General features: G+C 70.4%; 24 protein-coding genes. 13 read left to right on the forward strand and 11 right to left on the reverse strand.

Features of this window, described 5'->3' with window-relative positions:
- Positions 1-28: 28 nt before the first annotated feature.
- The gene (locus OG223_RS14335) at positions 29-715 is read left to right on the forward strand and encodes a maleylpyruvate isomerase family mycothiol-dependent enzyme (RefSeq protein ID WP_329247461.1); all 687 of its coding nucleotides are present in this window, start codon (positions 29-31) and stop codon (positions 713-715) included.
- Here OG223_RS14335 and OG223_RS14340 read toward each other — a convergent pair.
- Positions 710-1,000 (reverse strand): hypothetical protein, encoded by a 291-nt coding sequence (locus OG223_RS14340; protein WP_329247464.1) that lies wholly within the window; start codon positions 998-1,000, stop codon positions 710-712. The two genes, OG223_RS14335 and OG223_RS14340, sit on opposite strands and share 6 nt — an antisense overlap.
- A 118-nt stretch (positions 1,001-1,118) precedes the next feature.
- Here OG223_RS14340 and OG223_RS14345 point away from each other — a divergent pair, with 118 nt between their 5' ends.
- The 4 genes from OG223_RS14345 to OG223_RS14360 all read left to right on the forward strand — a co-directional run bounded on the left by OG223_RS14345 (position 1,119) and on the right by OG223_RS14360 (position 4,646).
- Positions 1,119-1,775 carry an MBL fold metallo-hydrolase gene (locus OG223_RS14345; RefSeq protein WP_329247467.1) on the forward strand — a complete coding sequence of 219 codons (657 nt, stop codon included), beginning with the start codon at positions 1,119-1,121 and terminating at the stop codon, positions 1,773-1,775.
- Positions 1,776-2,080: 305 nt separating this feature from the next.
- Positions 2,081-2,965 carry an ABC transporter substrate-binding protein gene (locus OG223_RS14350; RefSeq protein ID WP_329247470.1) on the forward strand — a complete coding sequence of 295 codons (885 nt, stop codon included), beginning with the start codon at positions 2,081-2,083 and terminating at the stop codon, positions 2,963-2,965.
- A complete protein-coding gene (locus tag OG223_RS14355) occupies positions 2,962-3,879 on the forward strand; it encodes an amino acid ABC transporter permease (protein ID WP_329247473.1) in 918 nt (305 codons plus the stop codon). The genes OG223_RS14350 and OG223_RS14355 overlap by 4 nt, the downstream gene beginning before the upstream one ends.
- A complete protein-coding gene (locus tag OG223_RS14360) occupies positions 3,876-4,646 on the forward strand; it encodes an amino acid ABC transporter ATP-binding protein (RefSeq protein WP_329247476.1) in 771 nt (256 codons plus the stop codon). The genes OG223_RS14355 and OG223_RS14360 overlap by 4 nt, the downstream gene beginning before the upstream one ends.
- A 67-nt stretch (positions 4,647-4,713) precedes the next feature.
- On the opposite strand, the gene aroQ is transcribed toward OG223_RS14360, so the two are convergent.
- Entirely contained in the window at positions 4,714-5,187 is a 474-nt protein-coding gene (gene aroQ, locus OG223_RS14365; RefSeq protein ID WP_329247479.1) for a type II 3-dehydroquinate dehydratase, read from the reverse strand.
- A 173-nt stretch (positions 5,188-5,360) separates the two neighbouring features.
- On the opposite strand from aroQ, the gene OG223_RS14370 reads away from it, so the two are divergent.
- Positions 5,361-6,632, forward strand: coding sequence for an MFS transporter (locus OG223_RS14370; protein WP_329247482.1), 1,272 nt, complete (start codon positions 5,361-5,363; stop codon positions 6,630-6,632).
- Between the two features lie 4 nt (positions 6,633-6,636).
- On the opposite strand, the gene OG223_RS14375 is transcribed toward OG223_RS14370, so the two are convergent.
- The 7 genes from OG223_RS14375 to OG223_RS14405 all read right to left on the reverse strand — a co-directional run bounded on the left by OG223_RS14375 (position 6,637) and on the right by OG223_RS14405 (position 15,313).
- Entirely contained in the window at positions 6,637-7,740 is a 1,104-nt protein-coding gene (locus tag OG223_RS14375) for a calcium:proton antiporter (RefSeq protein WP_329247484.1), read from the reverse strand.
- Between the two features lie 61 nt (positions 7,741-7,801).
- Positions 7,802-8,116 carry a hypothetical protein gene (locus OG223_RS14380; protein ID WP_329247487.1) on the reverse strand — a complete coding sequence of 105 codons (315 nt, stop codon included), beginning with the start codon at positions 8,114-8,116 and terminating at the stop codon, positions 7,802-7,804.
- A gap of 128 nt (positions 8,117-8,244) precedes the next feature.
- Positions 8,245-9,246 carry a TerC/Alx family metal homeostasis membrane protein gene (locus OG223_RS14385; protein WP_329247489.1) on the reverse strand — a complete coding sequence of 334 codons (1,002 nt, stop codon included), beginning with the start codon at positions 9,244-9,246 and terminating at the stop codon, positions 8,245-8,247.
- A gap of 233 nt (positions 9,247-9,479) precedes the next feature.
- Complete coding sequence (locus OG223_RS14390) at positions 9,480-11,483, reverse strand: TerD family protein (protein ID WP_329247492.1); 2,004 nt, start codon at positions 11,481-11,483, stop codon at positions 9,480-9,482.
- A gap of 50 nt (positions 11,484-11,533) precedes the next feature.
- Positions 11,534-12,112, reverse strand: coding sequence for a TerD family protein (locus OG223_RS14395; protein ID WP_019060481.1), 579 nt, complete (start codon positions 12,110-12,112; stop codon positions 11,534-11,536).
- Between the two features lie 158 nt (positions 12,113-12,270).
- A complete protein-coding gene (uvrB, locus tag OG223_RS14400) occupies positions 12,271-14,409 on the reverse strand; it encodes an excinuclease ABC subunit UvrB (RefSeq protein ID WP_329247496.1) in 2,139 nt (712 codons plus the stop codon).
- Between the two features lie 40 nt (positions 14,410-14,449).
- A complete protein-coding gene (locus OG223_RS14405) occupies positions 14,450-15,313 on the reverse strand; it encodes an MHYT domain-containing protein (protein WP_329247499.1) in 864 nt (287 codons plus the stop codon).
- Positions 15,314-15,591: 278 nt separating this feature from the next.
- On the opposite strand from OG223_RS14405, the gene OG223_RS14410 reads away from it, so the two are divergent.
- From OG223_RS14410 to OG223_RS14435, 6 genes are all read left to right on the forward strand, one after another.
- Positions 15,592-16,467 (forward strand): glycerophosphodiester phosphodiesterase, encoded by an 876-nt coding sequence (locus tag OG223_RS14410; RefSeq protein ID WP_329247502.1) that lies wholly within the window; start codon positions 15,592-15,594, stop codon positions 16,465-16,467.
- Positions 16,468-16,513: 46 nt separating this feature from the next.
- On the forward strand, positions 16,514-17,068 hold the full coding sequence (locus tag OG223_RS14415; protein WP_329247505.1) for a methylated-DNA--[protein]-cysteine S-methyltransferase: 555 nt from the start codon (positions 16,514-16,516) through the stop codon (positions 17,066-17,068).
- A 96-nt stretch (positions 17,069-17,164) separates the two neighbouring features.
- A complete protein-coding gene (locus tag OG223_RS14420) occupies positions 17,165-18,466 on the forward strand; it encodes an MFS transporter (protein WP_329247507.1) in 1,302 nt (433 codons plus the stop codon).
- A 70-nt stretch (positions 18,467-18,536) separates the two neighbouring features.
- Positions 18,537-19,769: a formaldehyde dehydrogenase, glutathione-independent gene (gene fdhA, locus OG223_RS14425; protein ID WP_329247510.1), complete on the forward strand. Its 1,233-nt coding sequence runs from the start codon at positions 18,537-18,539 to the stop codon at positions 19,767-19,769.
- A gap of 146 nt (positions 19,770-19,915) precedes the next feature.
- Positions 19,916-20,824, forward strand: a complete 909-nt coding sequence (locus OG223_RS14430) for a pseudouridine-5'-phosphate glycosidase (RefSeq protein WP_329265275.1) — start codon at positions 19,916-19,918, stop codon at positions 20,822-20,824.
- The gene (locus OG223_RS14435) at positions 20,821-21,735 is read left to right on the forward strand and encodes a carbohydrate kinase family protein (protein WP_329247512.1); all 915 of its coding nucleotides are present in this window, start codon (positions 20,821-20,823) and stop codon (positions 21,733-21,735) included. The genes OG223_RS14430 and OG223_RS14435 overlap by 4 nt, the downstream gene beginning before the upstream one ends.
- A gap of 487 nt (positions 21,736-22,222) precedes the next feature.
- On the opposite strand, the gene OG223_RS14440 is transcribed toward OG223_RS14435, so the two are convergent.
- Positions 22,223-23,017, reverse strand: coding sequence for a methyltransferase domain-containing protein (locus tag OG223_RS14440; protein ID WP_329247517.1), 795 nt, complete (start codon positions 23,015-23,017; stop codon positions 22,223-22,225).
- A 271-nt stretch (positions 23,018-23,288) separates the two neighbouring features.
- On the opposite strand from OG223_RS14440, the gene OG223_RS14445 reads away from it, so the two are divergent.
- On the forward strand, positions 23,289-24,416 hold the full coding sequence (locus OG223_RS14445; RefSeq protein WP_329247519.1) for a magnesium and cobalt transport protein CorA: 1,128 nt from the start codon (positions 23,289-23,291) through the stop codon (positions 24,414-24,416).
- A 94-nt stretch (positions 24,417-24,510) separates the two neighbouring features.
- Here OG223_RS14445 and OG223_RS14450 read toward each other — a convergent pair whose 3' ends face one another.
- Positions 24,511-24,939: a CBS domain-containing protein gene (locus tag OG223_RS14450; RefSeq protein ID WP_329247521.1), complete on the reverse strand. Its 429-nt coding sequence runs from the start codon at positions 24,937-24,939 to the stop codon at positions 24,511-24,513.
- Positions 24,940-25,063: the final 124 nt, after the last annotated feature.

Below are 25,063 nucleotides of genomic sequence, written 5' to 3' on the forward strand. Positions count from 1 at the left end.
AAGGTGTGGCGGGACTAGGGTCAGCAGCATGATTGATCACGCTCATGACCTGGTCTCTGTACGTGATGCGACCGAGCGAGTGCTCACCGCTGCCGCCGGACTGGACAACGCCTCCGTGGCCGAGCCGTCACGGCTTCCCGGCTGGAGCCGCGGCCACGTCCTGGCCCATCTCGCCCGGAACGCGGACGCCCTCGTGAACGTCCTGGAGGGGCGCCCCATGTACGCGACGGCGAGTGTCCGTGACGCCGACATCGAGCGCGACGCCCCGCGCCCCCTCGACGCTCAGCTCGCCGACCTGCGCGAGAGCGGGGCCCGTTTCCAGTCCGCGGGTGCCGCTCCCGCGGACTGGTCGCGCACCGTGGAGCTGCGCAACGGGGTCGTCGACACCGCGTCCCGGATCCCGTTCCGGCGGTGGGTCGAGGTCGAGCTGCATCACGTGGACCTGGGGACCGGGTACGAGCTGGAGGATCTTCCGGAGGAGTTCACCCAGCGGGAGATCGCCTTCCTGGTCGAGCGGTTCGACGGGCACCTCGATGTGCCGTCGACACGGCTCACCGACGGCACGCACGCGTGGAGCACGGGCCGGGCGGCCGACAAGCCCGAGCTCACCGTCACCGGAAGCCCCGTCGAGCTGCTCGGCTGGCTCTGCGGACGCCGGGACGGGTCCGGCCTGACGGTCGACGGCGGCTCCTTGCCGGCGCTTCCCCCGCTATAGGCCCCCGGCCCTGGCGTAGAGCCGCTGATGCCACTCGTTGGCGTCGCGTGCGGGCCGGGTGGTGAAGACCGGGTTCGGGCCGGTCTCGATGAGGTGCAGAAGCGTCCAGGCGACGCCGTAGCAGTCGTCCGGGCCGAAGCAGGAGACGAGCGCCCGGGCCTCCTCTCCCGTGACCGGCTTCGGGATCGCGGCGAGTTGGCGGGCCCGCCTGTCGATCTCCTCTTCGCTCGCGTCCCAGTCGGGAAGCGGGCCGTCGGCGAGGAACGTGCGCGCTTCGGCTCTCATGGGGGAATGATCGGCCTCCGTCGCCATCGCGCTCAAGGCATCCCCGTTCCGCACTCGAATGTCCGGGAGACGTCGGCCACTTCGGAACGTCCTCCGGAAACGGATTAGGCTGACCGTCATGACGTACAGCGGCGAGGTCACGGTCGGCGGACCGGCGGATGTGCACGAACTCACGGACCTGATGATCACCAAGATCGCGGTCGGGCCCATGAACAACAACGCCTATCTGCTGCGTTGCCGGGCCACCGACGAGCAGTTGCTGATCGACGCGGCCAACGACGCGGAGACCCTGCTCGGCACGATCGGCGACGACGGCATCGCGTCCGTCGTCACCACCCACCAGCACGGCGACCACTGGCAGGCGCTCGCCGAGGTCGTGACGGCCACGCGCGCGCGTACGTACGCGGGCCGCGAGGACGCCGACGGCATCCCGGTGGCGACCGACGTCCCGGTCGACGACGGCGACACGATCCGGGTGGGGCAGGTCGAACTGACCGCGCGTCACCTGGTGGGCCATACGCCGGGCTCGATCGCGCTCGTCTACGACGACCCGCACGGGCACCCTCATGTGTTCACCGGGGACTGTCTGTTCCCGGGCGGTGTGGGCAACACCCGTAAGGACCCCGAGGCGTTCGCCAGTCTGATCCACGACGTCGAGACGAAGATCTTCGACGCCCTCCCGGACGAGACCTGGGTCTACCCGGGGCACGGCAACGACACCACCCTGGGCGCCGAGCGCCCGCACCTGCCGGAGTGGCACGCGCGCGGGTGGTGAGAATCCGGCGTGAGCCGGTGCGTGCGCGCCCCGTGTGAATCCTTCGCACGCGCCGGTGTCCCGCGCGCGCTCCCACGACACGTGGTTGCGCGGTCAACTGGAAACAGCCCCGCTCAGGACGACGGCTCCTGCGCGGATGGGCCGCCGGTCCATCGATCCCCGCCCTCGACCGGCGGCCCCGGCGAGCGTGTCGCGGGCGGGATCGCACAGGAGCTGTTCACGAGAACGCAACACCCGTTCCCAATATGCGGACATTGAGGGCTGTGACCTCGACAAACAGGATGTTTGGCTGTCACTCTCCCGCCATGCACCTTGCCCCTCGCGTACCGAGTCGCGCGATAGCCGCCGTCACCATAGCCCTCCTCGCCACCGCCGTCGGCTGTGCTCCGCAACCGGAGGACAAAGCCTCCGACCAGGCGTCCGGTTCGACCGCGACCACCTGCGCCAAGGGCAAGTTGGCGACCCAGACCTCCGGCAAGCTGACGATCGCGACGGACGAACCGGCGTACGAGCCCTGGTTCGAGGACGACAAGCCGGCCAACGGCAAGGGCTTCGAGTCGGCGGTCGCGTACGCCGTGGCGAAGCAGCTCGGCTACGCCAAGAGCGCCGTCGTCTGGCAGAGCGTCCCCTTCAACAAGGCCTTCGCGCCCGGCGTGAAGACCTTCGACTTCGACATCAACCAGGTGTCGATCAGCACCGAGCGCAAGAAGGCCGTCGACTTCTCGTCCGGCTACTACGACGTGCGGCAGGCCGTCATCGCGCTCAAGAGCAGCAAAGCCGCCAAGGCGACGACCATCGCGGACCTGAAGGGCCTCAAGCTGGGCGCCCAGGTGGGCACCACGAGCCTGAACTACATCAGCGACGTAGTGAAGCCGACGCAGCAGGAGGCCGCGTTCTCCAAGAACGACCAGGCCGTCTCCGCGCTGAAGAACGGCCAGGTCGACGCGATCGTGGTCGACCTGCCGACCGCCTTCTACATCACCTCGGCCGAGGTGACCAACGCCAAGATCGTCGGCCAGTTCGAGAACCAGGGCGGCACGCCGGAGCAGTTCGGGCTCGTCCTCGACAAGGGCAGCGACCTCACGTCCTGCGTGACGTCGGCCGTGGACGCGCTCCGCAAGGACGGCACGCTGGCCGCGCTGGAGAAGCAGTGGCTCTCCGACGCCGTCGACGCCCCGGTCCTCAAGTGACCGTGGTGAAGGGCGAGTCGGGCCGGGAGGCCGCGGACGACAAGGGCGACATGCCCGGCGGGGGCGACGCGTACGTCCCCTCGCAGCGACGGCTGGACCGCGAACGCCACAAGCGCACGCGTGCCCGTCGCGCGACCGCGATCGCCGCGGTGTCGACCCTGGTCACGGTCGTCGTCCTGTACGTGGTCGTGGTCAGCGCGCCGGGCTGGGAGCGCACCAAGGAGACCTTCTTCGACGGACACTACGCGCGCGAGGCCCTCCCCAAGGTCCTCGAAGGGCTCTGGCTCAACATCCGGCTGCTGCTGATCTGCGGCGTCCTGGTGCTCGTCCTGGGCATGCTGATCGCCATCGCGCGCACCCTGCGCGGGCCGGTGTTCTTCCCGCTTCGGGTGCTGGCGGCGGCGTACACGGACTTCTTCCGCGGGCTGCCGCTGATCATCAACCTCATGATCGTGGTCTTCGGAGTGCCCGCGTTGCGCCTCCAAGGCGTGACCGTCGACCCGGTGTGGCTGGGCGGTGCGGCCCTGACGCTGACGTACTCGGCGTACGTCGCCGAGGTGTTCCGCGCCGGCATCGAGTCCGTGCACCCCTCGCAGCGTGCGGCGGCCCGCTCGCTGGGCCTGAGCAACCGGCAGGCGCTGCGGCACGTGGTGCTCCCCCAAGCCGTACGCCGGCAGGTGCCGCCCTTGTTGAACGATCTGGTGTCGCTCCAGAAGGACACCGGGCTCGTATCGATCGGCGGTGCGATCGACGCCGTACGGGCGTCCGACATCATCGCGCAGCGCGCCCTGAACTACACGCCGTACATCGTCGCGGGGCTCGTCTTCGTGGCGCTGACCATCCCGATGACCCGCTTCACGGACTGGGTGACCGCGCGGATGGACCGGCAGCGCGCCCAGGGAGGCACGACATGAGCACCGAAGACATCTCCGCCGCCTCTCCCGTGCTGCGCATGGAGTCCGTCCGCAAGACCTTCGGTACGTCCGTCGTCCTGCGGAACGTCGACCTGGAGGTGCCTCCGCACACGGTGACCGCGCTGATCGGCGCCTCCGGGTCGGGCAAGTCGACGCTGCTGCGGTGCGCGAACCTCCTGGAGGACATCGACGACGGCGCGATCTGGCTGGACGGCGAGGAGATCACCGACCCGCGCGTCGACCCGGACGCGATACGGCGCCGTATCGGCGTGGTGTTCCAGGCGTACAACCTGTTCCCGCACATGACGGTCCTGGAGAACATCACCCTGGCCCCGCGGCGGGTGCACGGTGTGTCCCGCACGGAGGCCGAGGCACACGCGCGTGAGCTGCTGGAGCGGCTCGGGCTCGGGGACAAGGCGGGCGCGTATCCGGACCGGCTGAGCGGTGGTCAGCAGCAGCGGGTGGCGATCGTGCGCGCCCTGGCCGTACGGCCGCGGCTGCTGCTCTTCGACGAGATCACCGCAGCGCTCGACCCCGAGCTGGTCGGTGAAGTGCTCGCCGTCGTCCGGGACTTGAAGGACGAGGGCATGACCATGGTGCTGGCCACGCACGAGATGGGCTTCGCCCGGGATGTCGCGGACCAGGTCTGTTTCCTGGACGGAGGCGTGGTCCTGGAGCGCGGCACCGCCCAGCAGATCTTCGGCGACCCGCAGCAGGAGCGCACACAGCGCTTCCTGCGACGGATCGTGGAGGCGGGCCGGCTGTGACCGGCCGCCCGTGACGGGTCGTCTGTAACTGGTGGTCTGTAAGGGGCGTACGCCTGGAGGCCGGTGCTTACGCGTCGGCCTTCCCCGCCCCCGCCAGCGCGGCGACGCGCTCCACCCCGAACACGTACCCCTGCACTCCGCAGCCCGCGATGACACCGTCCGCGCGCAGCGAGACGTACGAGTGGTGCCGGAATGACTCGCGCTGGTGGATGTTGGAGATGTGGACCTCCAACACCGGTAGCCCGTCACAGGTGTTGAGGGCATCCAGGATGGCGATCGAGGTGTGCGAGTACGCCCCCGGGTTGATCACGATGCCGCAGTGGTTCAGCCGCGCCTCGTGGATCCAGTCGACCAGTTCGCCCTCGTGGTTGGACTGCCGGAAGTCCACCGTGCCGCCGTGCCCGGCCGCCGCCTTGACGCACAGGGTCTCGACGTCGGCGAGCGTGTCGGAGCCGTAGATCTCCGGCTGACGCTGGCCCAGGAGGTTCAGGTTGGGGCCGTTGAGGATCATGATCGGGGCGTTGGCCAGGGTGCGGGGCACGGTTCCTCCGGTCCGTTCGGACATGTCGTCGCAGGCGGGGCCGCCGGTCGACGGCCGCTGCTCCGACCCGGTCTATCACGCCGCCTCCGCACCACCGCGCGCCCCCGTAACCGTCGTTCACTGTGGGTAGTTGACGCGGCATGCGAGATACACCCACCGTAAGCACCCCGTCCATGCTCCGCCTCGCGACCGCCTCGCTCGCCGACACCGCGATCGAGTTCTACGACTTCTTCGTCTACGGCACGGCGGCGGCCCTGGTTCTCGGCCCCCTGTTCTTCCCGACGTTCTCGCCGGTGGCGGGGACACTGGCCGCCTTCGGGACGTTCGGCGTGGGCTTCGTGGCGCGCCCGCTGGGCTCGATCCTGTTCGGGCACTTCGGGGACCGGCGCGGACGGCGGCCGGTCCTGGTCGCCTCACTTCTGCTGACCGGTGCCTCGACCGTCGCGGTCGGCTGCGTACCGTCGTACGGCTCGATCGGGGTGGCCGCTCCCGTGCTCCTCCTGGTGCTGCGTTTTCTGCAGGGGCTGGGACTCGGCGGGGAGTGGGGCGGGGCGGTGCTGCTGACCGCCGAACACGCGCCGGCCGGGCGGCGCGGGCTGTGGGCGAGCTTTCCGCAGGTCGGTCCTGCGGTGGGGTTCGTGCTGGCCAACGGCGTGATGCTGGCGCTGTCGGCGAGCCTGACCGACGCGCAGTTCGCGCAGTGGGGCTGGCGGGTGCCGTTCTGGGTGGCCGGGGTGCTGGCCCTGGGCGGGCTGTGGCTGCGTTCGTCGCTCGCCGAGAGTCCCCGGTTCCTGGAGATCGACGACCACGCGCGCGTGCCGCTCACCGAAGTCGTGCGCGAGCACAGGCGGTTGGTGCTGCTGACCGCCGGGGCGCTGTCGGTGGGGTACGCCATCTTCTACGCGGTGACGACGTGGTCCCTCGCCTACGGCACGGAACGGCTCGGGGTCGGCCGTACCGTCATGCTGGCCTGCATCATGGCCGCCGTGGTGGTGAAGGGCTCGCTGACCCCGCTGGTGGCGCTGCTGAGCGACCGCTACGGGCGCCGGCCGCTGTGTCTACTGGGGTGCGCGGCCTCCGCGTTGTGGATGTTCCCGATGGTCGCGCTGCTCGCCACGGGGGCGCCGCTGCTGATGTTCCTCGGCTTCCTGGGGGCGCTGCTCGCGTTCGTGTCGATGTTCGCCGTGCTCGGCGCTTATCTCCCGGAGCTGTACGAGCCTCGTGTGCGCTGCACGGGCGCGGCCGTGGGCTACAACCTCGGCGGGGTCCTCGGCGGCGCGCTCACCCCGATCGTGGCGACGGCGCTCGCGGAGCACGGCGGGCGGGTCCCCTGGGGTGTGGGTGCCTATCTGACGGGGGTCGCGCTGTTCAGCCTGGGCTGCTTCGCGCTGCTGCCGGAGACCCGGCCGGTGGCGGTGGCGGTCCCCGAGCCTGTCGTCGGGTGACGCGCTACGGATTGATCGCCAGCTCCAAGTACGCCGCGAACAGCACCAGATGGACTCCGCCCTGGAGCGGTGTCGCCCGTCCCGGAACCACCGTCAGCGAACTCACCACGATCGTCAGGGCGAGCAGCACCATGTGGGTGGAGCCGAGGCCGAGGACGAGTGGTCCGGAGAGCCAGATCGACGCCAGGGCGACGGCGGGGATGGTGAGCCCGATGCTGGCCATCGCGGAGCCGAGCGCGAGGTTGAGGCTGGTCTGTACCCGGTCGCGGCGGGCGGAGCGCAGGGCGGCGATGGTTTCGGGGAGCAGCACGAGCAGCGCGATGATCACGCCGACCACGGCGTGGTGCAGGCCCGCCGCCTCGACGCCGGACTCGATGGTCGGCGACACGCCCTTGGCCAGTCCGACCACGCCGATCAGGGCGAGGCCCAGCAGGCCGAGGCTGATCAGGGCGGTGCGGGCGGACGGCGCGTCCGCGTGGTGGTCCTTGGTGATGGCCTCGCCCTGTCGGGAGACCGGCAGGAAGTAGTCGCGGTGCCGCACGGTCTGCGTGGCCACGAAGAGGCCGTACAGGGCGAGTGAGGAGAGCGCGGCGAAGGTGAGCTGGGCGCCGGAGAACTCCGGGCCGGGCTTGCTGGTGGTGAAGGTCGGCAGGACCAGGCTGAGCGTGGCCAGGGTCGCCACGGTGGCGAGGGCGGCGCCGGTGCCCTCGGGGTTGAAGACCGCCGTGCCGTGGCGCAGCGAGGCGACGATGAGGACCAGGCCGACGATGCCGTTGCAGGTGATCATGACGGCCGCGAAGACGGTGTCCCTGGCGAGCGTCGAACTCTTGTCGCCGCTGTCGGCCATCAGGGTGACGATCAGGGCGACCTCGATGATCGTGACGGCGACGGCGAGGACCAGGGAGCCGAAGGGTTCGCCGACACGGTGGGCGATCACCTCGGCGTGGTGCACCGCGGCCAGCACGGCGCCGGCGAGGACCACCGTCACCAGGGCGACGACCGCGCCGGGCAGATCCTTCCGCCCCCAGGTGAAGACCAGGAGAACGACCGCGAGCACCGGCACGAGGGTCGTCCACCGGGTGGTGAGCGACCTGAGCCGAGTGATCATGAAGCGATCCTCGCAGAGGCGTACAGGCCCCGCACTCCGGCGCTGCGGGGCCTGTCCCGCGCTACTTGAACTCGGTCATGTCCAGTACGTCGCAGTCCGTGAAGGACGGCGGCCTGGTGCACAACGCGGCCATCTGCCGGGCGAATTCGGTGGTCTCGGGATCGTCGCTGTTGCGCATGGCGTCCTCGTACGAGTCGAACTCGATCACGACGAGGACATGGCCGGGATTGTTCCGGTCGCGCAGGACGAGGCGGTGCGTCGGGCCGCCGGAACGGCCCGCGAAGCGCTTGTCCGCCTCCTCGGCCACCGCCCGCATCTCGTCGAAGCGGTCGGTCTCGAAGTCGACGATCTGCACGAATTTCATCGATGCGTCCATGGATGCCTCCACCCGGCCGTCGCGCTCCCGGGCCGGGCGCGCTCGGTATCCAACGAAGCACCGGGAGCGGTGGTCGGCAATTCATCGTGCGGTGCTCCCGGTGCTTGTCGTTCCTACGTCGGGCGTGGTCAGGCGTCGATGCTGTCCTTCGGAGCGCCTTCGGTCCCCGTACGCGCCGCCTCGGCCGCCGCCGTCTTCTTGTTGGCCATCAGGCTGGTGATCGTGGTGACGATCAGGACCGCGCAGATCACACCCAGCGAGACCGGGATGGAGATCTCCGGGACGTGCACCCCGGACTCATGCAGCGCGTGCAGCACCAGCTTGACGCCGATGAAGCCGAGGATGACCGACAGGCCGTAGCTGAGGTGGACCAGCTTCTTCAGCAGGCCGCCGATGAGGAAGTAGAGCTGCCTCAGGCCCATCAGCGCGAAGGCGTTGGCCGTGAACACGATGTACGGGTCCTGGGTCAGGCCGAAGATCGCGGGGATGGAGTCCAGGGCGAACAGCACGTCCGTCGTACCGATGGCGAGCATCACGACCAGCATCGGGGTCATGACGCGCTTGCCGTTCTCCCGGATCCACAGCTTGGTGCCGTGGTAGCGGTCGGCCACGCCGAAGCGGCGCTCGGCGGCCTTGAGCAGCTTGTTCTCCTCGAACTCCTCTTCCTCCTCGTCGGCCCGGGCTTCCTTGATGAGCTTCCAGGCGGTCCAGATGAGGAAGGCGCCGAAGATGTAGAAGACCCACGCGAAGCTGGCGAGGATGGCCGCGCCGGCCGCGATGAAGATGGCCCGCAGGACCAGGGCTATGAGGACGCCGACGAGCAGCACGCGCTGCTGGTACTGCGAGGGCACGGCGAACTTCGCCATGATCAGGACGAAGACGAAGAGGTTGTCGACGCTCAGCGACTTCTCGGTGATGAAGCCGGCGAAGAACTCCCCGCCGGCCTGGCCGCCTCCGAAGAGGAGCAGGCCGAGTCCGAAGAGTCCGGCGAGGGCGATCCAGACGACCGTCAAGATTCCGGCTTCCTTGATCGACACGTCATGCGGCTTGCGGCCGATGAAGAAGTCGACGGCGATGAGGGCGGCCAGCCCCACGATGGTCAGGACCCACAGGGTCACGGAAACATCCACTACTGTCCTCCGGCGGTATTAACGGCAAATGGTCAGCGTCGTCGCTACCGGAGGTCTCTTCCACCTTGGACGGGCGCCCAGGGCCGACGCCCCGGGATCTGGCCTGATCCGTATTGACGGGTACGCCGCAGCAGATAGGGAGTACTCCCCTCCGTACGGAAAAGCCTACCCCAACCACCAAGGAAAGGTAAAGCAATTACCAAAGAAAGGATAAAAGCGCAGGTAGAGAGGCTTTACCTGTGCTTGGTGCGGGCTGTCGCGACCTCCGTCAGCACCTGCCGCAGCACCTGACTGCCGGGCGGCACGCGCGAGGGCTCGTACGTCCAGGCGTGTCCGACCCAGGGGTCGGCGAGGTGGTCGTCGGGCAGCGGGGTGAGTCGCATCAGCGAACGCCAGAGGGGGTCGAGCAACGGGCCGTAGCCCGCGGCGTCCTCACGGTCCGCGACCATCATCAGGTGGACGCCGACAGCCGGGCCCTCATCCGCGAGATAGCGGAGCTGGGTCACGGACCGGTCGTCGAAGCCGTGCGGGAAGTCGTTGACGATCAGCAGTTGCTCGGCCGTGTCCAGACCGGGCGGCAGCGAGTCGGCGGCGCCTCCGCGCACCGCCATCTGCACCAGGTCCACCCGCTGGGTGAGCCGGGTCAGGACGTCCGCCACCCCGGCGGCGCCCACGGCGGGCGGCGCCGCGAGGACGCCGGTGTGCACCAGCGGGACCAGTGCCTGCGCCGCCGAGCCGGCCGGGTCGATGACGTGCACGGCGAACTCGCCCGCCGGATAGACGGCTAGCAGCCGGGCCGCGTGTGCCACGGCCGTGTCCAGCGCGAGGCGCCGCAGTTCGTGCGAGTCGGCGAACGAGCCGTCGACGGACTCCCCGCCGGCGCTGTCGATCCACAGCCCGCGCTCCAGCGGCAGCCGGACCAGCATCGGGATGCGCAGCTCGGGGCTCTCCGGGAGGTGGAGATCGCCCAGGCGCAGGGCCATGGGGAACTCCATCGGGACGCGGTAGCCGTGCCAGACCGGGTTGTCCCAGCCGGCGAACGCGAGCGGAAGGGCGGGTTCGACCACCTCGGACTCGGCGGCCAACTGGGCGAGGTCCCGGTCGAGGGCCGCCCGTGCCTGGTCGACGAGTTGGGCGTGCTTGGCCTGGGCCGCCTCGCGGGCCGCGTCGCCCTGACCGCCGATCCGGCTGCGCGGATCGGACAGGGCCCGGTCGAGCTCCTTCTCCATACGCGAGTCGGCGAAGTCGACCGCGCTGCGGTACGCGGCCATGGTGCGGGCCAGGTCCTCGAACATGCCCCACACCTGGTTGTAGAGCCGCTCTTCCATCGACCACCCGGTCGCGTCGCCGGCGACGGGCCGCGCGGGCTGCCCGGGCGGAGCAGGCGGCGCGGTCGGCGCGGGTGCCGGGGGCGCCCCGGTCTGCCGACGCGGGTGGCTGTAGTCGATCGGGCCGCCGACGGTGGGAGCGGCGGGCTGGGCGGGGGCCGAGTCCGCCGGGTATCCGGACGGCGGCGCCACAGCACCTTGCGCACCGTACGGAACGGTCGGCGGCTGCGGTGCTACGGCTCCGGAGGCGCCCTGTGTCGTAGGTCCGCTCGCGTCGGAGCCGAGGGCCGGTGTGGCCGCCTGACGGGTGCGGTCGCCGTCCGCGGTGCGTGGTGGGGGCGCCGCCACGGAGCGGGCGAGGCCCTGGGCCACCGCTTCGTTGATGCTGCCCGCGAGGTGGAGGGCCTCGGGCAGGCCCTGGTCGGTGAGGAGTTCGGCGAGGCCGCCCGCGTAGCCCTGGCCGACTGCGCGCACTTTCCAGGCGCCCTGTCTGCGGTACAACTCCAGGGCCACGACGGCCGATTCGGCGTCCAGGCCGGTGATCGTGTAACTGGCGACCTCCGTGCCGTCGAGGCCGGTGACCGCGACGAAGGGGGAGGCAACGGCGCCGAAGCGGGCGGGGCCGTCGGTGCCGAGGGGCAGGGCGAGCAGCACGCTGACGCGGTGCACGGTCTCCGGCATGGCGCCCAGGTCCACCGCGAGGCGGTGGTCGGCGGCCGCCTGCTTGGAGACCTCCAGGCCGGCCAGGGTGGGTGTGCCCGGGTGGGCCACCCACTCCACGCCGTGGATCCTGCCGTGCTCGTCGCCGAGTGTGGCGGCGGCCACGACCGGCCTGCCCGCCGCGACCCGGATCTCCAGGTGCACCTGGGAGAGCGGGTGGTTCTGCCCTCGCACCAGCTCGGCCGCCATCGCTCTCGTCCCCCTGCTCAGCCGTGTCGTGTGGTGTGCGCCGGGCCGCCCTAGAGGTGCGGCAGGATCGCCGGCATCAGGTCCTGGAAGGTACGGCCGTTCGTCGGCGTGCCGAGGGCCGTCAGCGTCCAGCCCGAGCCGGAGCGGTGCACCTTCGCCATGATCTGGGCCGTGTACTGGCCGCCGCCCGCGAGCGTGTAGCGGGCCAGCTCCTGGCCGTTGGTCTCGTCGACCAGGCGGCAGAACGCGTTCTGCACCTCCTGGAAGGTCTGACCCGTGAAGGAGTTCACGGTGAAGACGATCTGGTCGATGTGGACCGGCACGCGCGCGAGGTCGACGAGGATCGCCTCGTCGTCGCCGCCCTGGCCGACACCGCCGACGAGGTTGTCACCGGTGTGGCGCACGGAGCCGTCGTCGCTCACCAGGTGGCGGAAGAACACGACGTCGACCGGCTGCTTGTCCGCGAACAGGACGGCGGACGCGTCGAGGTCGATCTCCCGGGTGCGCGAGCCGAACAGGCCGCGCCGGGGAGCCGCCTGCCAGCCGAGACCCATGCGCACCGCGGTCAGGCCGGTCCCGTCGTTCTTCTGCAGACTGATGGCCTGACCCTTGGTCATGTTGACGGTCACGGCTGATCCCCTCTCGAACTGTCCCCTGTTGCCGCGGAATCCGCGGATGTCCAGAACCCTACGCAGCGCCACTGACAGTGCCGAACCCCGCATCGGACTTTGTGTCGGTCTTGCAACACAGAGCGCATACCCCGAGGTCCGGCGGTCCACCCTGGCGGTCAGGCCAGGCCCCCCTCCTTCATCTGCCTCAGTTCCTTCTTCATCTCGTGGACCTCGTCGCGCAGCCGGGCCGCGACCTCGAACTGCAGGTCCGCGGCGGCGGCGCGCATGCGCTCCGTCATCTGCTCGATCTGCTCGGCGAGTTCGGCCGCCGGGCGGTCGGTCGGCACCCCGTCCTGGGCCTTGCCCTTCGCGGACCTGGCGCTCTTCGCGGCCTTGCCGCCGAGCGCGGGCACGGGGGCCTTGGCGCCCTTGCCGTCCTTGCTCTTGCGGTAGCCCGAGCCGAGCAACTGCTCCGTGTCGACGTCCTCGCGGGCGATCTGCGCGACGATGTCGTTGATCTTCTTGCGGAGCGGCTGCGGGTCGATGCCGCGCTCCGTGTTGTACGCGACCTGCTTCTCCCGGCGGCGGTTGGTCTCCTCGATGGCCTTCTCCATCGCCGGGGTGATCCGGTCGGCGTACATGTGGACCTGACCGGAGACGTTGCGCGCCGCGCGGCCGATGGTCTGGATCAGGGAGGTGCCGGAGCGCAGGAAGCCTTCCTTGTCGGCGTCCAGGATGGCCACCAGGGACACCTCGGGCAGGTCGAGGCCTTCACGCAGGAGGTTGATGCCCACCAGGACGTCGAACTCGCCGGAGCGCAGTTCGCGCAGCAGCTCGATGCGGCGCAGGGTGTCGACGTCGCTGTGCAGGTAGCGGACCTGGATGCCGAGTTCGAGGAAGTAGTCGGTGAGGTCCTCGGCCATCTTCTTGGTGAGCGTGGTGACCAGGACCCGCTCGTCCTTCTCGGTGCGCTTGCGGATCTCGTGCACCAGGTCGTCGATCTGGCCCTCGGTGGGCTTGACGACGACCTCGGGGTCGATGAGGCCGGTGGGGCGGATGATCTGCTCGACGGCGCCGTCCGCGCGCGAGAGTTCGTACTTGCCGGGGGTCGCCGACAGGTAGACCGTCTGCCCGATGCGCTGCTGGAACTCTTCCCACTTCAGGGGGCGGTTGTCCAGGGCGGAGGGCAGCCGGAAGCCGTGGTCGACGAGCGTGCGCTTGCGGGAGGCGTCGCCCTCGTACATGGCGCCGATCTGCGGGACCGTGTTGTGCGACTCGTCGATGACGAGCAGGAAGTCCTCGGGGAAGTAGTCGATCAGGGTGTTCGGCGCGGAGCCGGGCTCGCGGCCGTCGAAGTGCATCGAGTAGTTCTCCACGCCGGAGCAGGAGCCGATCTGGCGGAGCATCTCCAGGTCGTACGTGGTCCGCATCCGCAGGCGCTGGGCCTCCAGGAGCTTGCCCTGCTTGTCCATCTCGGCCAGCCGCTCGCCGAGTTCCTTCTCGATGTCGTTGACGGCCCGCTCCATGCGCTCGGGGCCCGCGATGTAGTGGGAGGCCGGGAAGACGTAGAGGTGCTCGTCCTCGCTGATGATCTCGCCGGTGAGCGGGTGGAGGGTGGAGAGCGCCTCGATCTCGTCGCCGAACATCTCGATGCGGACGGCCAGTTCCTCGTAGACCGGGAAGATCTCGATGGTGTCGCCGCGGACGCGGAAGGTGCCGCGGCTGAAGGCCACGTCGTTGCGCGTGTACTGGATGTCCACGAAGCGCCGCAGCAGTTGGTCGCGGTCGATCTCGTCGCCGACCTTGAGGGGGACCATGCGGTCCACGTACTCCTGCGGCGTACCGAGGCCGTAGATGCAGGACACGGAGGCGACGACGATGACGTCGCGGCGGGTGAGCAGCGAGTTGGTCGCGGAGTGGCGCAGGCGCTCGACCTCCTCGTTGACCGAGGAGTCCTTCTCGATGTAGGTGTCCGACTGCGGGACGTAGGCCTCGGGCTGGTAGTAGTCGTAGTACGAGACGAAGTACTCGACCGCGTTGTTCGGCAGGAGCTCGCGGAACTCGTTGGCCAACTGGGCGGCCAGGGTCTTGTTCGGCGCCATCACCAGGGTGGGGCGCTGGAGCTTCTCGATCATCCACGCGGTGGTGGCGGACTTTCCGGTGCCGGTCGCGCCCAGCAGGACGACGTCCTTCTCACCTGCCTCGACGCGTCGGGCCAGCTCGGCGATGGCCGCCGGCTGGTCGCCGCTGGGCTGGTAGGAACTGACGACCTCGAAGGGCGCCACCGTGCGTTCGATGTGGGAAACGGGCCGCATGGAACCAACCGTACGACCCGCCACTGACAACGGGGTCGGATCAGCGGTTCTGCGGGGTGCGGGAGCCGCGGTGTCCGAGGTCCCGGTCGGCGCGGACGGAGGCGCGCCGGGGGTACGGGACGAGGGCGCCGGCCGGGACGCCGGGCTTGTGCTCGACGGGGGTCCGGACGGGCTTCCCCATGACCATCATCGGGTCGAACATCACGACGACGCCGGCCAGGAGGAGGAAAGCGAGGGGGCCGATCATCATGGGCGCCAGCAGTGCCGCCGGCGACACTCCGTCGGTGGTCGGGGCCGTGCCGTGGACGTGGACGCTGAGGGCGGCCATGCCGGTGTAGTGCATGCCGGTGACGGCGAGCCCCATGACGAGGCTCGCGCCGACGCTCCACAGGATCCCGCGGACCTGTCCGGCCGCCCAGAGGGCGCTGATCGCGGCGACGACCGCTATGACGACGGACACGGAGACCGTGAAGGTGTTGTATTCGAGCTTTCCGTTGAGGCGCATGCCGGCCATGCCCAGGTAGTGCATCGAGGCGATGCCCAGGCCGGTGAGGGTGCCGCCGGTGAAGAGCGCGGTCCCCCGGGCTCCCTTGTAGCCCACGATGAAGATCCCGACACCCACCATGACGATGGCGACGGCGAGGCTCGCGAAGGTCATCGGCTTGTCGTAGTGGACCGGCGTCTGGCGGACCGAGAAACCCATCATCGCGATGAAGTGCATCGTCCATATGCCGGAACCGATCGCCGCCGAACCCAGGGCGAGCCATCCGGGGCGCCAGGACTGGGACACGAGCATCGATCTGGTGGTGCAGCGCAGGCCGAGGGCGCCGCCGAGGCACGCCATGAGGTAGGCCACCAGCGGTGTGACGAGTCCGTAGCTGAATCCGTCGACCGTGCCCTGCATGCGCAGTTACCCTTCCGCCCTGTTCCGTCCCGGAATCCCTGAAACGCGCCCAGCCCCAGGACCGCGGGAACGGTCAGGGTCGACGCAGAGAGTATGACCCCCACCGGAATGGTCGAACGATTTTCCGGCAAAGAAACACGGCCTCGCCCCAGTTGTGCGGCACCGGTGAGCGGACTCGGGCAACTCCATTCATTCTGTGTCCATCCTGTACCCCACGGGTAGTGACGTTCCGCCGTCACTCTTGAGCTGTATGTGATCGCCCGAAGCGAGGAGTACGCATGCACCTGCGCACAGTCGCCGCCTCGACCACCGCGCTCCTGGGGGCCGCCGCCCTTCTGCTCCCCTCCCCCGCCGCCCGGGCCGGCGACGCTGCCGAGTGGCCCACGGTCGTCGCCCACCGAGGCGCGTCCTCCTATGCGCCCGAAAACACCCTGGCCTCCATCGACAAGGCGGCCCGGCTCGGCTTCCAGTGGGTCGAGAACGACGTCCAGCGCACCAAGGACGGCGAACTCGTCGTCATCCACGACGACAGCCTGAAGCGCACCACCGACGTCCAGAAGGTGTTCCCCGATCGAGCCCCCTGGAAGGTGAAGGACTTCACCGCCGCCGAGATCGCGCGCCTCGACGCGGGAAGCTGGTTCGGCCCCGCGTTCACAGGAACGCGCGTGCCCACGCTCACGCAGTACATGCGTGAGGTGGAGCACAACGACCAGAGTCTGCTCCTGGAGATCAAGAACCCGGAGCTGTACCCCGGCATCGAGCAGCAGACCCTCAAGCTCCTGGGCAACGAGGGGTGGCTGGACCAGGGGCACCTCGACGACCGGCTGATCGTGCAGAGCTTCAGCGCGGACAGCATCCGCATCGTGCACGACCTGAAGCCCGCCATCAGGACCGGCTTCCTCGGCACGCCCCCCGCGTCCGCCCTTCACGAGTACGCCGCCTTCACCGACCTGATCAACCCGTCGTACGGCTCGATCTCCCTCGGCTATGTCACCGCCGTGCACGGACACACGGGCCCGCACGGCCGCCCGATGGAGGTGTACGCCTGGACGGTCGACGACGCGCCCACGGCCTGGAAGGTCGCCGGGTACGGCGTCGACGGCCTCATCACCAACAAGCCGGACGTGGTGCGGTCCGCGCTGAAGGGGTTCTGAGGCCGCTCGCGGGGGCGTTGTCAGTGCCGGGTCGTACGGTGGGCGCATGGACAGCCATGGGCAGAACGAGCAGCGGGTCGTGTGGACCGTCGTCGGCACCGACATCGGTCCACTGCTGCTGGCCGCGACACAGGACGGCCTGGTCAACGTCGTGTTCCACGCCACGGACGCGGTGCGCGACAGGACACTCGACCGGCTGGCGTCCCGGTTGGGCACCGAGCCGGTGGAGGAGCCCGATTCCCCCTTGCTGGCCGAGGCGATACATCAGGTCGAGGCCTATTTCGCGGGTGCGCGGCGAGACTTCGACCTGCCGCTCGACTGGTCCCTGATCTCCGGCTTCAACCGGCAGGTGCTGCGCGAGCTGGCGGCCGGCGTCCCGTACGGCTCGGTCGTCGGGTACGGCGATCTGGCCGGGCGCGTGGGGCAGCCGCGCGCGGCCCAGGCGGTGGGGGTGGCGATGGGGTCCAATCCGCTGCCGGTCGTCGTGCCGTGCCATCGGGTCGTCGAGAGCGACGGCGGCATCGGCGGGTTCGGGGGCGGCCTGGAGACGAAGAGGAAGCTGCTGGCGCTGGAGGGGGTGCTGCCCGAGCCGTTGTTCTGAGGGCTCGGGCAGGCAGGGGAACACGGGGGGAGAGATCGTGCTGGTGGAGATCGGCTTCACGTGCGCGTGCGGCCACGGCGGTAGCGGGTGCGCGCGGTGACCGCTGTAGAGGAGCGAGCCGTCACGGCCGACCGGCTGCCCGCGCTGCGGCGCCGGGTGTCCGGTGTGCTGATCGCGACCCAGATCCTGGGCGGGCTCGGGGTCGCCACCGGGATCGCGCTGGCCGCCGTACTGGCCAAGCAGGTCAGCGGAACCGAGTCGCTGTCCGGACTGGCGCCCACGGCGACCGTCACGGGCACGGCGCTGCTGTCGATGCCGTTCGCCGCGCTGATGACGGCGCGCGGCCGGCGTCCCGGACTGGTCCTCGGGTATCTGATCGGGGCGCTGGGAGCCGGTGTCGTGGTGCTCGCGGCGAGCATCGGGAGCTTTCCGCTGCTGCTGTGCGGCATGGCCGGGTTCGGGGCGGCCTCGTCGGCGAATCTCCAGTCCCGGTTCGCCGCCGCCGACCTCGCCGAGCCGGAGCAGCGGGCGCGGGCCATCTCCCATGTCGTGTGGGCGACGACCATAGGGGCGGTCCTCGGGCCCAACATCGCCGCGCCCGCGGGCCGTAGCGTCTCCGGGCTCGGGATACCCGCGGCGGCCGGCCCCTTCCTCTGGGCCGGCGGGATCTTCCTGATCGCCGCGGTCGTGGTCGCCGTACTGCTGCGGCCCGATCCGTTGTTGACGGCCCGGGCGCTCGCGCCGGACGAGGACCGGTCGCCGGCCGCGCGGTCGCTGCGGGCGGGGTTCGCCGCGGTGGTCGCCTCGCCGCGGGCGCGGCTCGCGCTGGTGACGGTGGCCGTGGTGCACACCGCGATGGTGTCGGTGATGGCGATGACGCCGGTCGAGCTGGGCCATCACGGAGCCGGCATCGATCTGGTCGGGCTGGTGATCAGCGGGCACATCGCGGGGATGTACGCGTTCTCGCCGCTGATGGGGCGGCTGTCGGACCGGGTCGGGCGGCTGTCCGGGATAGGGCTCTCGGTGGGGCTGCTGGCCTGTGCGGCGTTCCTGGCCGGTACTGCGGGCGGGAGTCACGGGCGGATCGCGCTGGGGCTGTTCGTGCTCGGTCTGGGCTGGTCGGCGGGGCTCGTCTCCGGCTCGGCGCTGCTCACCGACTCGGTGCCGCAGCCCGCGCGGGCCGCCGCGCAGGGGCTGTCCGACCTCACCATGAACACCTCGGCCGGCATCGGCGGGGCGGTGGCCGGACTGGTGGTCGCGGAGGCGAGCTACGGCTGGCTGAACCTCGCCGCCGCCTGCCTGCTGATACCCCTGGCCGCGCTGGCGCTGTTCACCCGCTCCCGGAAAAGCCCGGTTTCCGATGCCCCGCGAAGGGTGGCCGGGAGGCCGAGCCGGTAGCAGACTCCGCCATGCGCGCGCACAGCCACTGGCATCCGGGGGATCGGAGCCGAAGGGACGGCGATCACGCATGAGTGGAAGCGGAAACAGGGCAGTCGCGTATCTCAAGCCGGGAGCGGTGGACGTCAGGACCATCGACTACCCGACGCTCGAACTGCAGGACGGGCCGGGAGTCGCCCCCGCCAACGTGGGCCGAAAGGTCCGGCACGGGGTGATCCTGAAGGTGCTCGCCAGCAACATCTGCGGCAGCGACCAGCACATGGTGCGCGGTCGGACGACCGCGCCCGAGGGGCTGGTCCTCGGACACGAGATCACCGGAGAGGTCGTCGAACGGGGGCCGGACGTCGAGTTCATCGACGTGGGCGACATCGTCTCCGTACCGTTCAACATCGCCTGCGGGCGGTGCCGCAACTGCAAGGAACGCAAGACCGGCATCTGCCTGAACGTCAACCCGGCCCGCCCGGGGGCGGCCTACGGCTATGTCGACATGGGCGGCTGGGTCGGCGGTCAGGCCGAGTACGCCATGGTCCCGTACGCGGACTTCAACCTGCTGAGGTTCCCGGACCGGGACGAGGCACGCGAGAAGCTGCTCGATCTGACCATGCTGTCGGACATCTTCCCGACCGGATTCCACGGCGCGGTCACCGCCGGCGCCGGGGTCGGGTCCACGGTGTACGTCGCCGGGGCGGGTCCGGTCGGTCTGGCGGCAGCAGCGTCGGCTCAGCTCCTGGGCGCCGCGGTCGTCATCGTCGGCGACCTCAACGCCGAACGCCTGGGCCAGGCGAGGAGTTTCGGCTGCGAGACCGTCGACGTCTCGCGCGGCGACATCGGGGAGCAGATCGCCGAGATCCTCGGCGAGCCCGAGGTGGACGCGGCGGTCGACGCGGTCGGCTTCGAGGCGCGGGCGCATGGTCCGAACGCCCCGGAGGCGCCGGCGACCGTCCTCAACTCGCTGATGGGCGTCACGCGCGCGGGCGGTGCCCTGGGCATCCCCGGGCTGTATGTCACCGCTGACCCCGGCGGGGTCGACGAGGACGCCAAGAGCGGCACCCTGAAGGTGCGGCTCGGGCTTGGCTGGGCCAAGAGCCACGCGTTCACGACCGGTCAGTGCCCGGTGATGACGTACCACCGGAGTCTGATGATGGCGATCCTGCACGGGCGCGTGCACATCGCGAAGGCGGTCAACGCGACCCCGATCGCGCTGGAGGACGCACCGCGCGGCTACGCCGAGTTCGACCAGGGCGCCAGCCGCAAGTACGTGCTCGATCCGCACGGGACGCTCGCGGGCGTCAGCCCGGTCTGAGACACGGGAGGGAAAACGGGGGCCACGCACGCGTGGCCCCCGTTTTCCATGTCGGGCGCTGATGATGTCTCCCACAGCCCGCGAGGGTTTGACCGGGCACCGAGCCCGCCAGGGATGAGGGAAGACCGAACGACAGGAGGCGCGTGGTGCTGGTGGTGTCCGAGGAAGTACGTGAGGCGATCGACGCGCGTCGACCCGTGGTGGCCCTGGAGTCGACGATCATCGCGCACGGGTTGCCGCGCCCGCGCAATCTGCAGGTGGCGCTGGAACTGGAGGCGGCGGTACGGCAGGAGGGTGCCGTACCGGCGACCATCGCCGTGCTGGACGGGCGGCCCCATGTCGGCCTGGACAAGGACCAGTTGGAGCGGGTCGCCAACGAGGACGGGATCCGCAAGCTGGGCCACCGTGACCTGCCGCTCGCGGTGGCGGCCGGGGTCAGCGGGGCGACCACGGTGTCCGCGACGGCGCTGCTGGCGGCGCGGGCGGGCATCCGGGTCTTCGCGACCGGCGGCCTCGGCGGGGTGCACCGGGAGTGGACGGTGACGCAGGACGAGTCCGCCGACCTGGGGCTGCTGGCGTCCACCCGGATCACGGTGGTGTGCGCGGGCGTGAAGTCGATCCTGGACGTGCCGGCGACCTTGCAGCGCCTGGAGACGCTGGGCGTGGCGGTCGCCGGATACGGCACGGACCGCTTCCCCGGTTTCTACCTCTCCGACTCGGGACATCCGGTGGAGTGGACGCTGGAGACCCCCGAGCAGGTGGCGGCCGTGATGCGGGCGCAGGACGCGCTCGACGCCCCGGAGTCGACGCTGATCGTCGCCAACCCGGTGCCCCAGGACGAGCAGTTGGATCCCGAGCTGCACGCGCGTGTGCTCGCCGACGCGCTGCACGCGTGCGAGGCGGAGGGCGTCACCGGGCAGGCGGTCACACCGTTCCTGCTCGGCTACCTGGTGGAGCACACCGACGGTGCCTCGCTGAGCGCCAACCTCGCGGCCGTACGCGGCAACGTACGGCTGGCGGGGCGGATCGCGGCGGCCTGGGCCGAGGAGGCGTGACGACCGGACCGAACGGCGCGCTCCTGGTCGTCGGGGACGTCGTCACGGACGTCGTCGCCCGGCACCGGGGGCCGCTCGCGGCGGGCACCGACACCGCCGCCGCGATCCGTACCGTGCCGGGTGGCGCGGGCGCCAACGTGGCGTGCTGGGCGGCCCATTGGGGCTGTGCGGACGTACGGCTGCTCGGTCGGGTGGGTGCGGACGCGGCGGCGTGGCACGAGCGGGAGCTGGTCGCCTCCGGTGTGCGGCCCCGTCTCGTCGTCGATCCGGAGGCGCCGACCGGGACGGTGATCTGCCTGGTCGACAAGGGGGCGGCGGCCGAGCGGACGTTCCTCACCGACAGCGGCGCGGCCCTGCGGTTCGATCCCGACGACTGGTCGGACGCGCTGCTCGACGGCGTCGTACGGCTGCATCTGTCGGGCTATCTGCTGTTCTCCGAGCCGAGCCGGGCGCTGGTGGCAGCGGCGATGGAGTCGGCACGCGCGCGTGGGGTGCCGGTGAGTCTGGACCCGGCGTCCGCGGGGTTCCTGGTGGAGCTGGGCGTGGACCGTTTCCTCTCGCTCGTCGAGGGGGTGGACGTCCTGCTGCCCAGCCGGGACGAGGCGTGCCTGCTCACGGGCCTGCCCGATCCGGCGGACGCGGCGGCCAAGTTGAGCCGCCATGTCCCCCTGGTGGTCACCAAGCGGGGCGCCGAGGGAGCCTTGGTGGCCCACTCCGGCACGGTCCACGCACACGTCCCGGCCGAGCCCGCCGTTCCCCAGGACACCACGGGCGCGGGCGACGCCTTCACCGGCGCGTTCCTCGCGGCACTGCTGACGGGCGCGGAGCCGGAGGATGCGGCGAGGGAGGGGTGCCGGGCGGGGGCGCGGGCGGTGGAACGGGTGGGGGGTCGGCCGCCGGGGCGGGGGTGACGGGGGTTTGCGGTGGGCGGCGACCGAGGTCCGGGGGTGACGGACGGAGGGGCGGCTGTCGGTCGGCCGAGGGGGCTGGTCAGGGGGTGCTGTCGGCCGGCCGAAGGCGCCGAGCGGAAGGCCACCCGTGCCGGGCGAACATCGACGACCCAGGCCAACAACAACCCCCACCGGACAGACGACAACGGCACCAACCGAAAGCTCCCTGTGCCGGGCAGCAAGCAGCGGTGAGGGCCGGGCCCACGGCACCGCGTCTCCGAAGTCACCGGCCGCGCACCGGATCGGCCGGAGACGCTTGCCGGACCGACCGTGCACGCGCGTCGAACTCACGGCGACCGGCGTCGGACCCCGGCGGCCGAGCCGACACCCCGCACCTGGCACCCCGCACCCCAGACCCCGCACCGGCAACCCCGTCACCGATACCCGGCACCACACCTGAAACACCCGCCGCCTCCCCCACCCACCCGGCGCCAACTCCCGCCCCCACCTACCCCTTCCGCCCCCACGCCGAGATCATCGGAGCCGTCGCCAGATCCATCGTGCCGGAGGCGACGTTGGCCAGGTGGCGGTCGATGTCCTCGTTCGTGGCCAGGCCCGCGGTGACGAGTTGGTCGCGGATCTGGCGGACCGTGGCGGATTCCAGGGCGGCGCAGGCCGGTGAGGTGACCGGGAAATACGCGTCGGCCTCCACGCGGCGCAGGCCGGCCTCGCGGAGCAGGCGCGGGAGTCTGCGGCCGTAGGAGAGGTCGGCGCCGCGGTCGGCGAGGAGTTCGCGGAAGCCGTGGCGGAGACGGTTCGCGAGTTGCTGCTCGGGGCCGTGTTCGTCGGGGCAGAGCAGGGGCTGGAGGGCGGGGTCGGCGTCCTCGATCAGGAGGCGTCCGCCGGAGCGCAGGGACTTGATCATCGAGTGCAACGCCCGTTCCCGGTCCGGGACATGGACGAGGACCAGTCGGGCGTGCACGAGGTCGAAGCCCTCCCCCGGCGGTTCCTCGGCACCCACGTCGTGGACGCGCACCTCGACCGGCGGGCGTGCGGCCGAGGCGACCTGCGAGGTGTCGATGTCGGTCGCGACGACCTTCCCGGTCGGTCCGACCTTCTTGGCCAGCCAGGACACCACCGACGTGCCGCCGGCACCGACCTCCCAGACCCGCCAGCCGGGTCCGACGCCGAACCCCTCCAAGTGCCGGAACGTCGTGGGATCGAAGAGCGTGGCGAAGGCGTCGAAGCGCTGCCCCGCCTCGGACTGCCGGTTGTCGAGGAGATACCCGTCGGATCGCGTCATGCCGCGATCATCCCAGTTGCTCCGCTTGTCGACAGGGGGCGACGCTCCGGTTCCGCAGCCCCTTGGCATGGCCGTGCGCCCGCTCGTACTCGGCGTCGTCCGCAGCGGGAAACGGAGCGGAAACGGAGCGCGCACACGGCTTCGTCCACAGCCGGGAACAAAGCGGAGGATTCCGTTCCCACAGGCTTACCCACCGCTCACGTCGGCCTGGCAAACTGGCACGCCAAGGCGCAGAAATGCGATGCGAGGGGATCCACCCAAGGAGATCCGGATGTCCATGGCAGGGAATCTTCGGAAGGTCACGGGCCTGGGCAGGGTCGGCGGCCTCCGCAAGGTGGCGCGGCTGGCCCGGCGCCGCCCGCGGGTCGACCTGAGCCACCACGCCCGGTCACCCCTGGGCTCCTCGGTGGTGAAGTGCGTCACGTATCAGGACGGCGTCCGGGTCCCGGTCGGCGGCGATCTGGTGGACGCCGTCGAGCGGGTGCGCAAGAAGGACGACGGCTTCGTCTGGCTCGGCCTGCACGAGCCGACGAACGAGGAGTTCGCGGGCATCGCCGAGCTCTTCGACCTGCACCCGCTGGCGGTCGAGGACGCGATCGAGGCCCATCAGCGCCCGAAGGTGGAGCGCTACGGCGAGACGTTGTTCGCGGTCTTCAAGACGGTCTGCTACGTCGAGCACGAGAAGCTGACCGCGACGAGCGAGGTCGTGGACACCGGCGAGATCATGGTGTTCGTCGGCGCCGAGTTCGTCATCACCGTGCGGCACGGGCGGCACGGCTCACTGGGGCCGCTGCGCGAGGAGTTGGAGTCGAACCCGCTACAGCTCGCCAAGGGACCGGCCGCGGTGCTGCACGCGATCGCGGACCACGTGGTCGACGACTATCTGAGCGTCACGGACTCGGTGCAGGCGGACATCGACCAGGTGGAGACGGACGTGTTCGCGGAGAACGGCGCGCGGGCGGACCCGGGCCGTATTTACCAGCTCAAGCGTGAACTCCTGGAGCTGAAGCGGGCGGTCGTCCCCCTCGGCCGCCCGCTGGAGGAGCTCGCCACCCGGCCGATGCGGGTGGTCGGACCGGAGATACAGGCCTACTTCCGGGATGTCTCCGACCATCTGCTGCGCGCGAAGGAGCAGATCGCGTCCTTCGACGAACTGCTCAACTCGATTCTGCAGGCGCACCTCGCCCAGGTGACGGTCGCGCAGAACGAGGACATGCGGAAGATCACGGCCTGGGCCGCGGTGATCGCCGTACCGACGATGGTGTGCGGTGTGTACGGCATGAACTTCGACCACATGCCGGAGCTGCACTGGCGGTTCGGCTATCCCCTGGTCATCGGCGTGATATTCGTGTCCTGTCTGGTGCTGTACCGGGGCTTCCGGCGCAACGGCTGGCTCTGAGCGGGCCGCCGCCGAGCCGGAATCGTCCGAGGTTCCACGCCCGGAATCGTGCGAAGGTTCCACACCCCGACCGCCCGACGGACCGTCCGCGGGTTCAGCGCAGGCCGCTCCGGGCGTAGACGCTCTCGACCCAGCCGGCGAGCTGTTCCTCCGTCAGATGCTGGGCCAGGTCGGCCTCGCTGATCATGCCGACGAGACGCTTGTTGTCGATGACCGGAAGCCGGCGGATCTGGTGTCCCTGCATCTCCTGGAGCACTTCGCCGACATCGGCGCCGACATCGATCCAGCGGGGTGTGCCCTGGGCCATCTCGCCGGCGGTGATCTTGGCCGGGTCGTGGCCCATGGCCACACAGCCGACGACGATGTCCCGGTCGGTGAGGATGCCGCAGAGCCGTTCGTTCTCGTCGCTGATGGGCAGGGCCCCGACGCCCAGTTCGCGCATCAGTTGGGCGGCGCGGTCCAGGGTTTCATGGGCGGGGATCCACTGGGCGCCCCGGTGCATGATGTCTCCGGCGGTGGTCATGAAGTACCTCCCGGTGCCGGACGGCCGGCGCGGCACAGAACGTTCCGCTAGTCCCGGCGCCCTACATTCTCGCCGCGCGGCCGGGGGAACGCACCCGGACGGTCGCGACTTCCGGTGCGCCGGC

The sequence above is a fragment of the Streptomyces sp. NBC_01478 genome, from assembly GCF_036227225.1.
GTDB lineage: Bacteria > Actinomycetota > Actinomycetes > Streptomycetales > Streptomycetaceae > Streptomyces.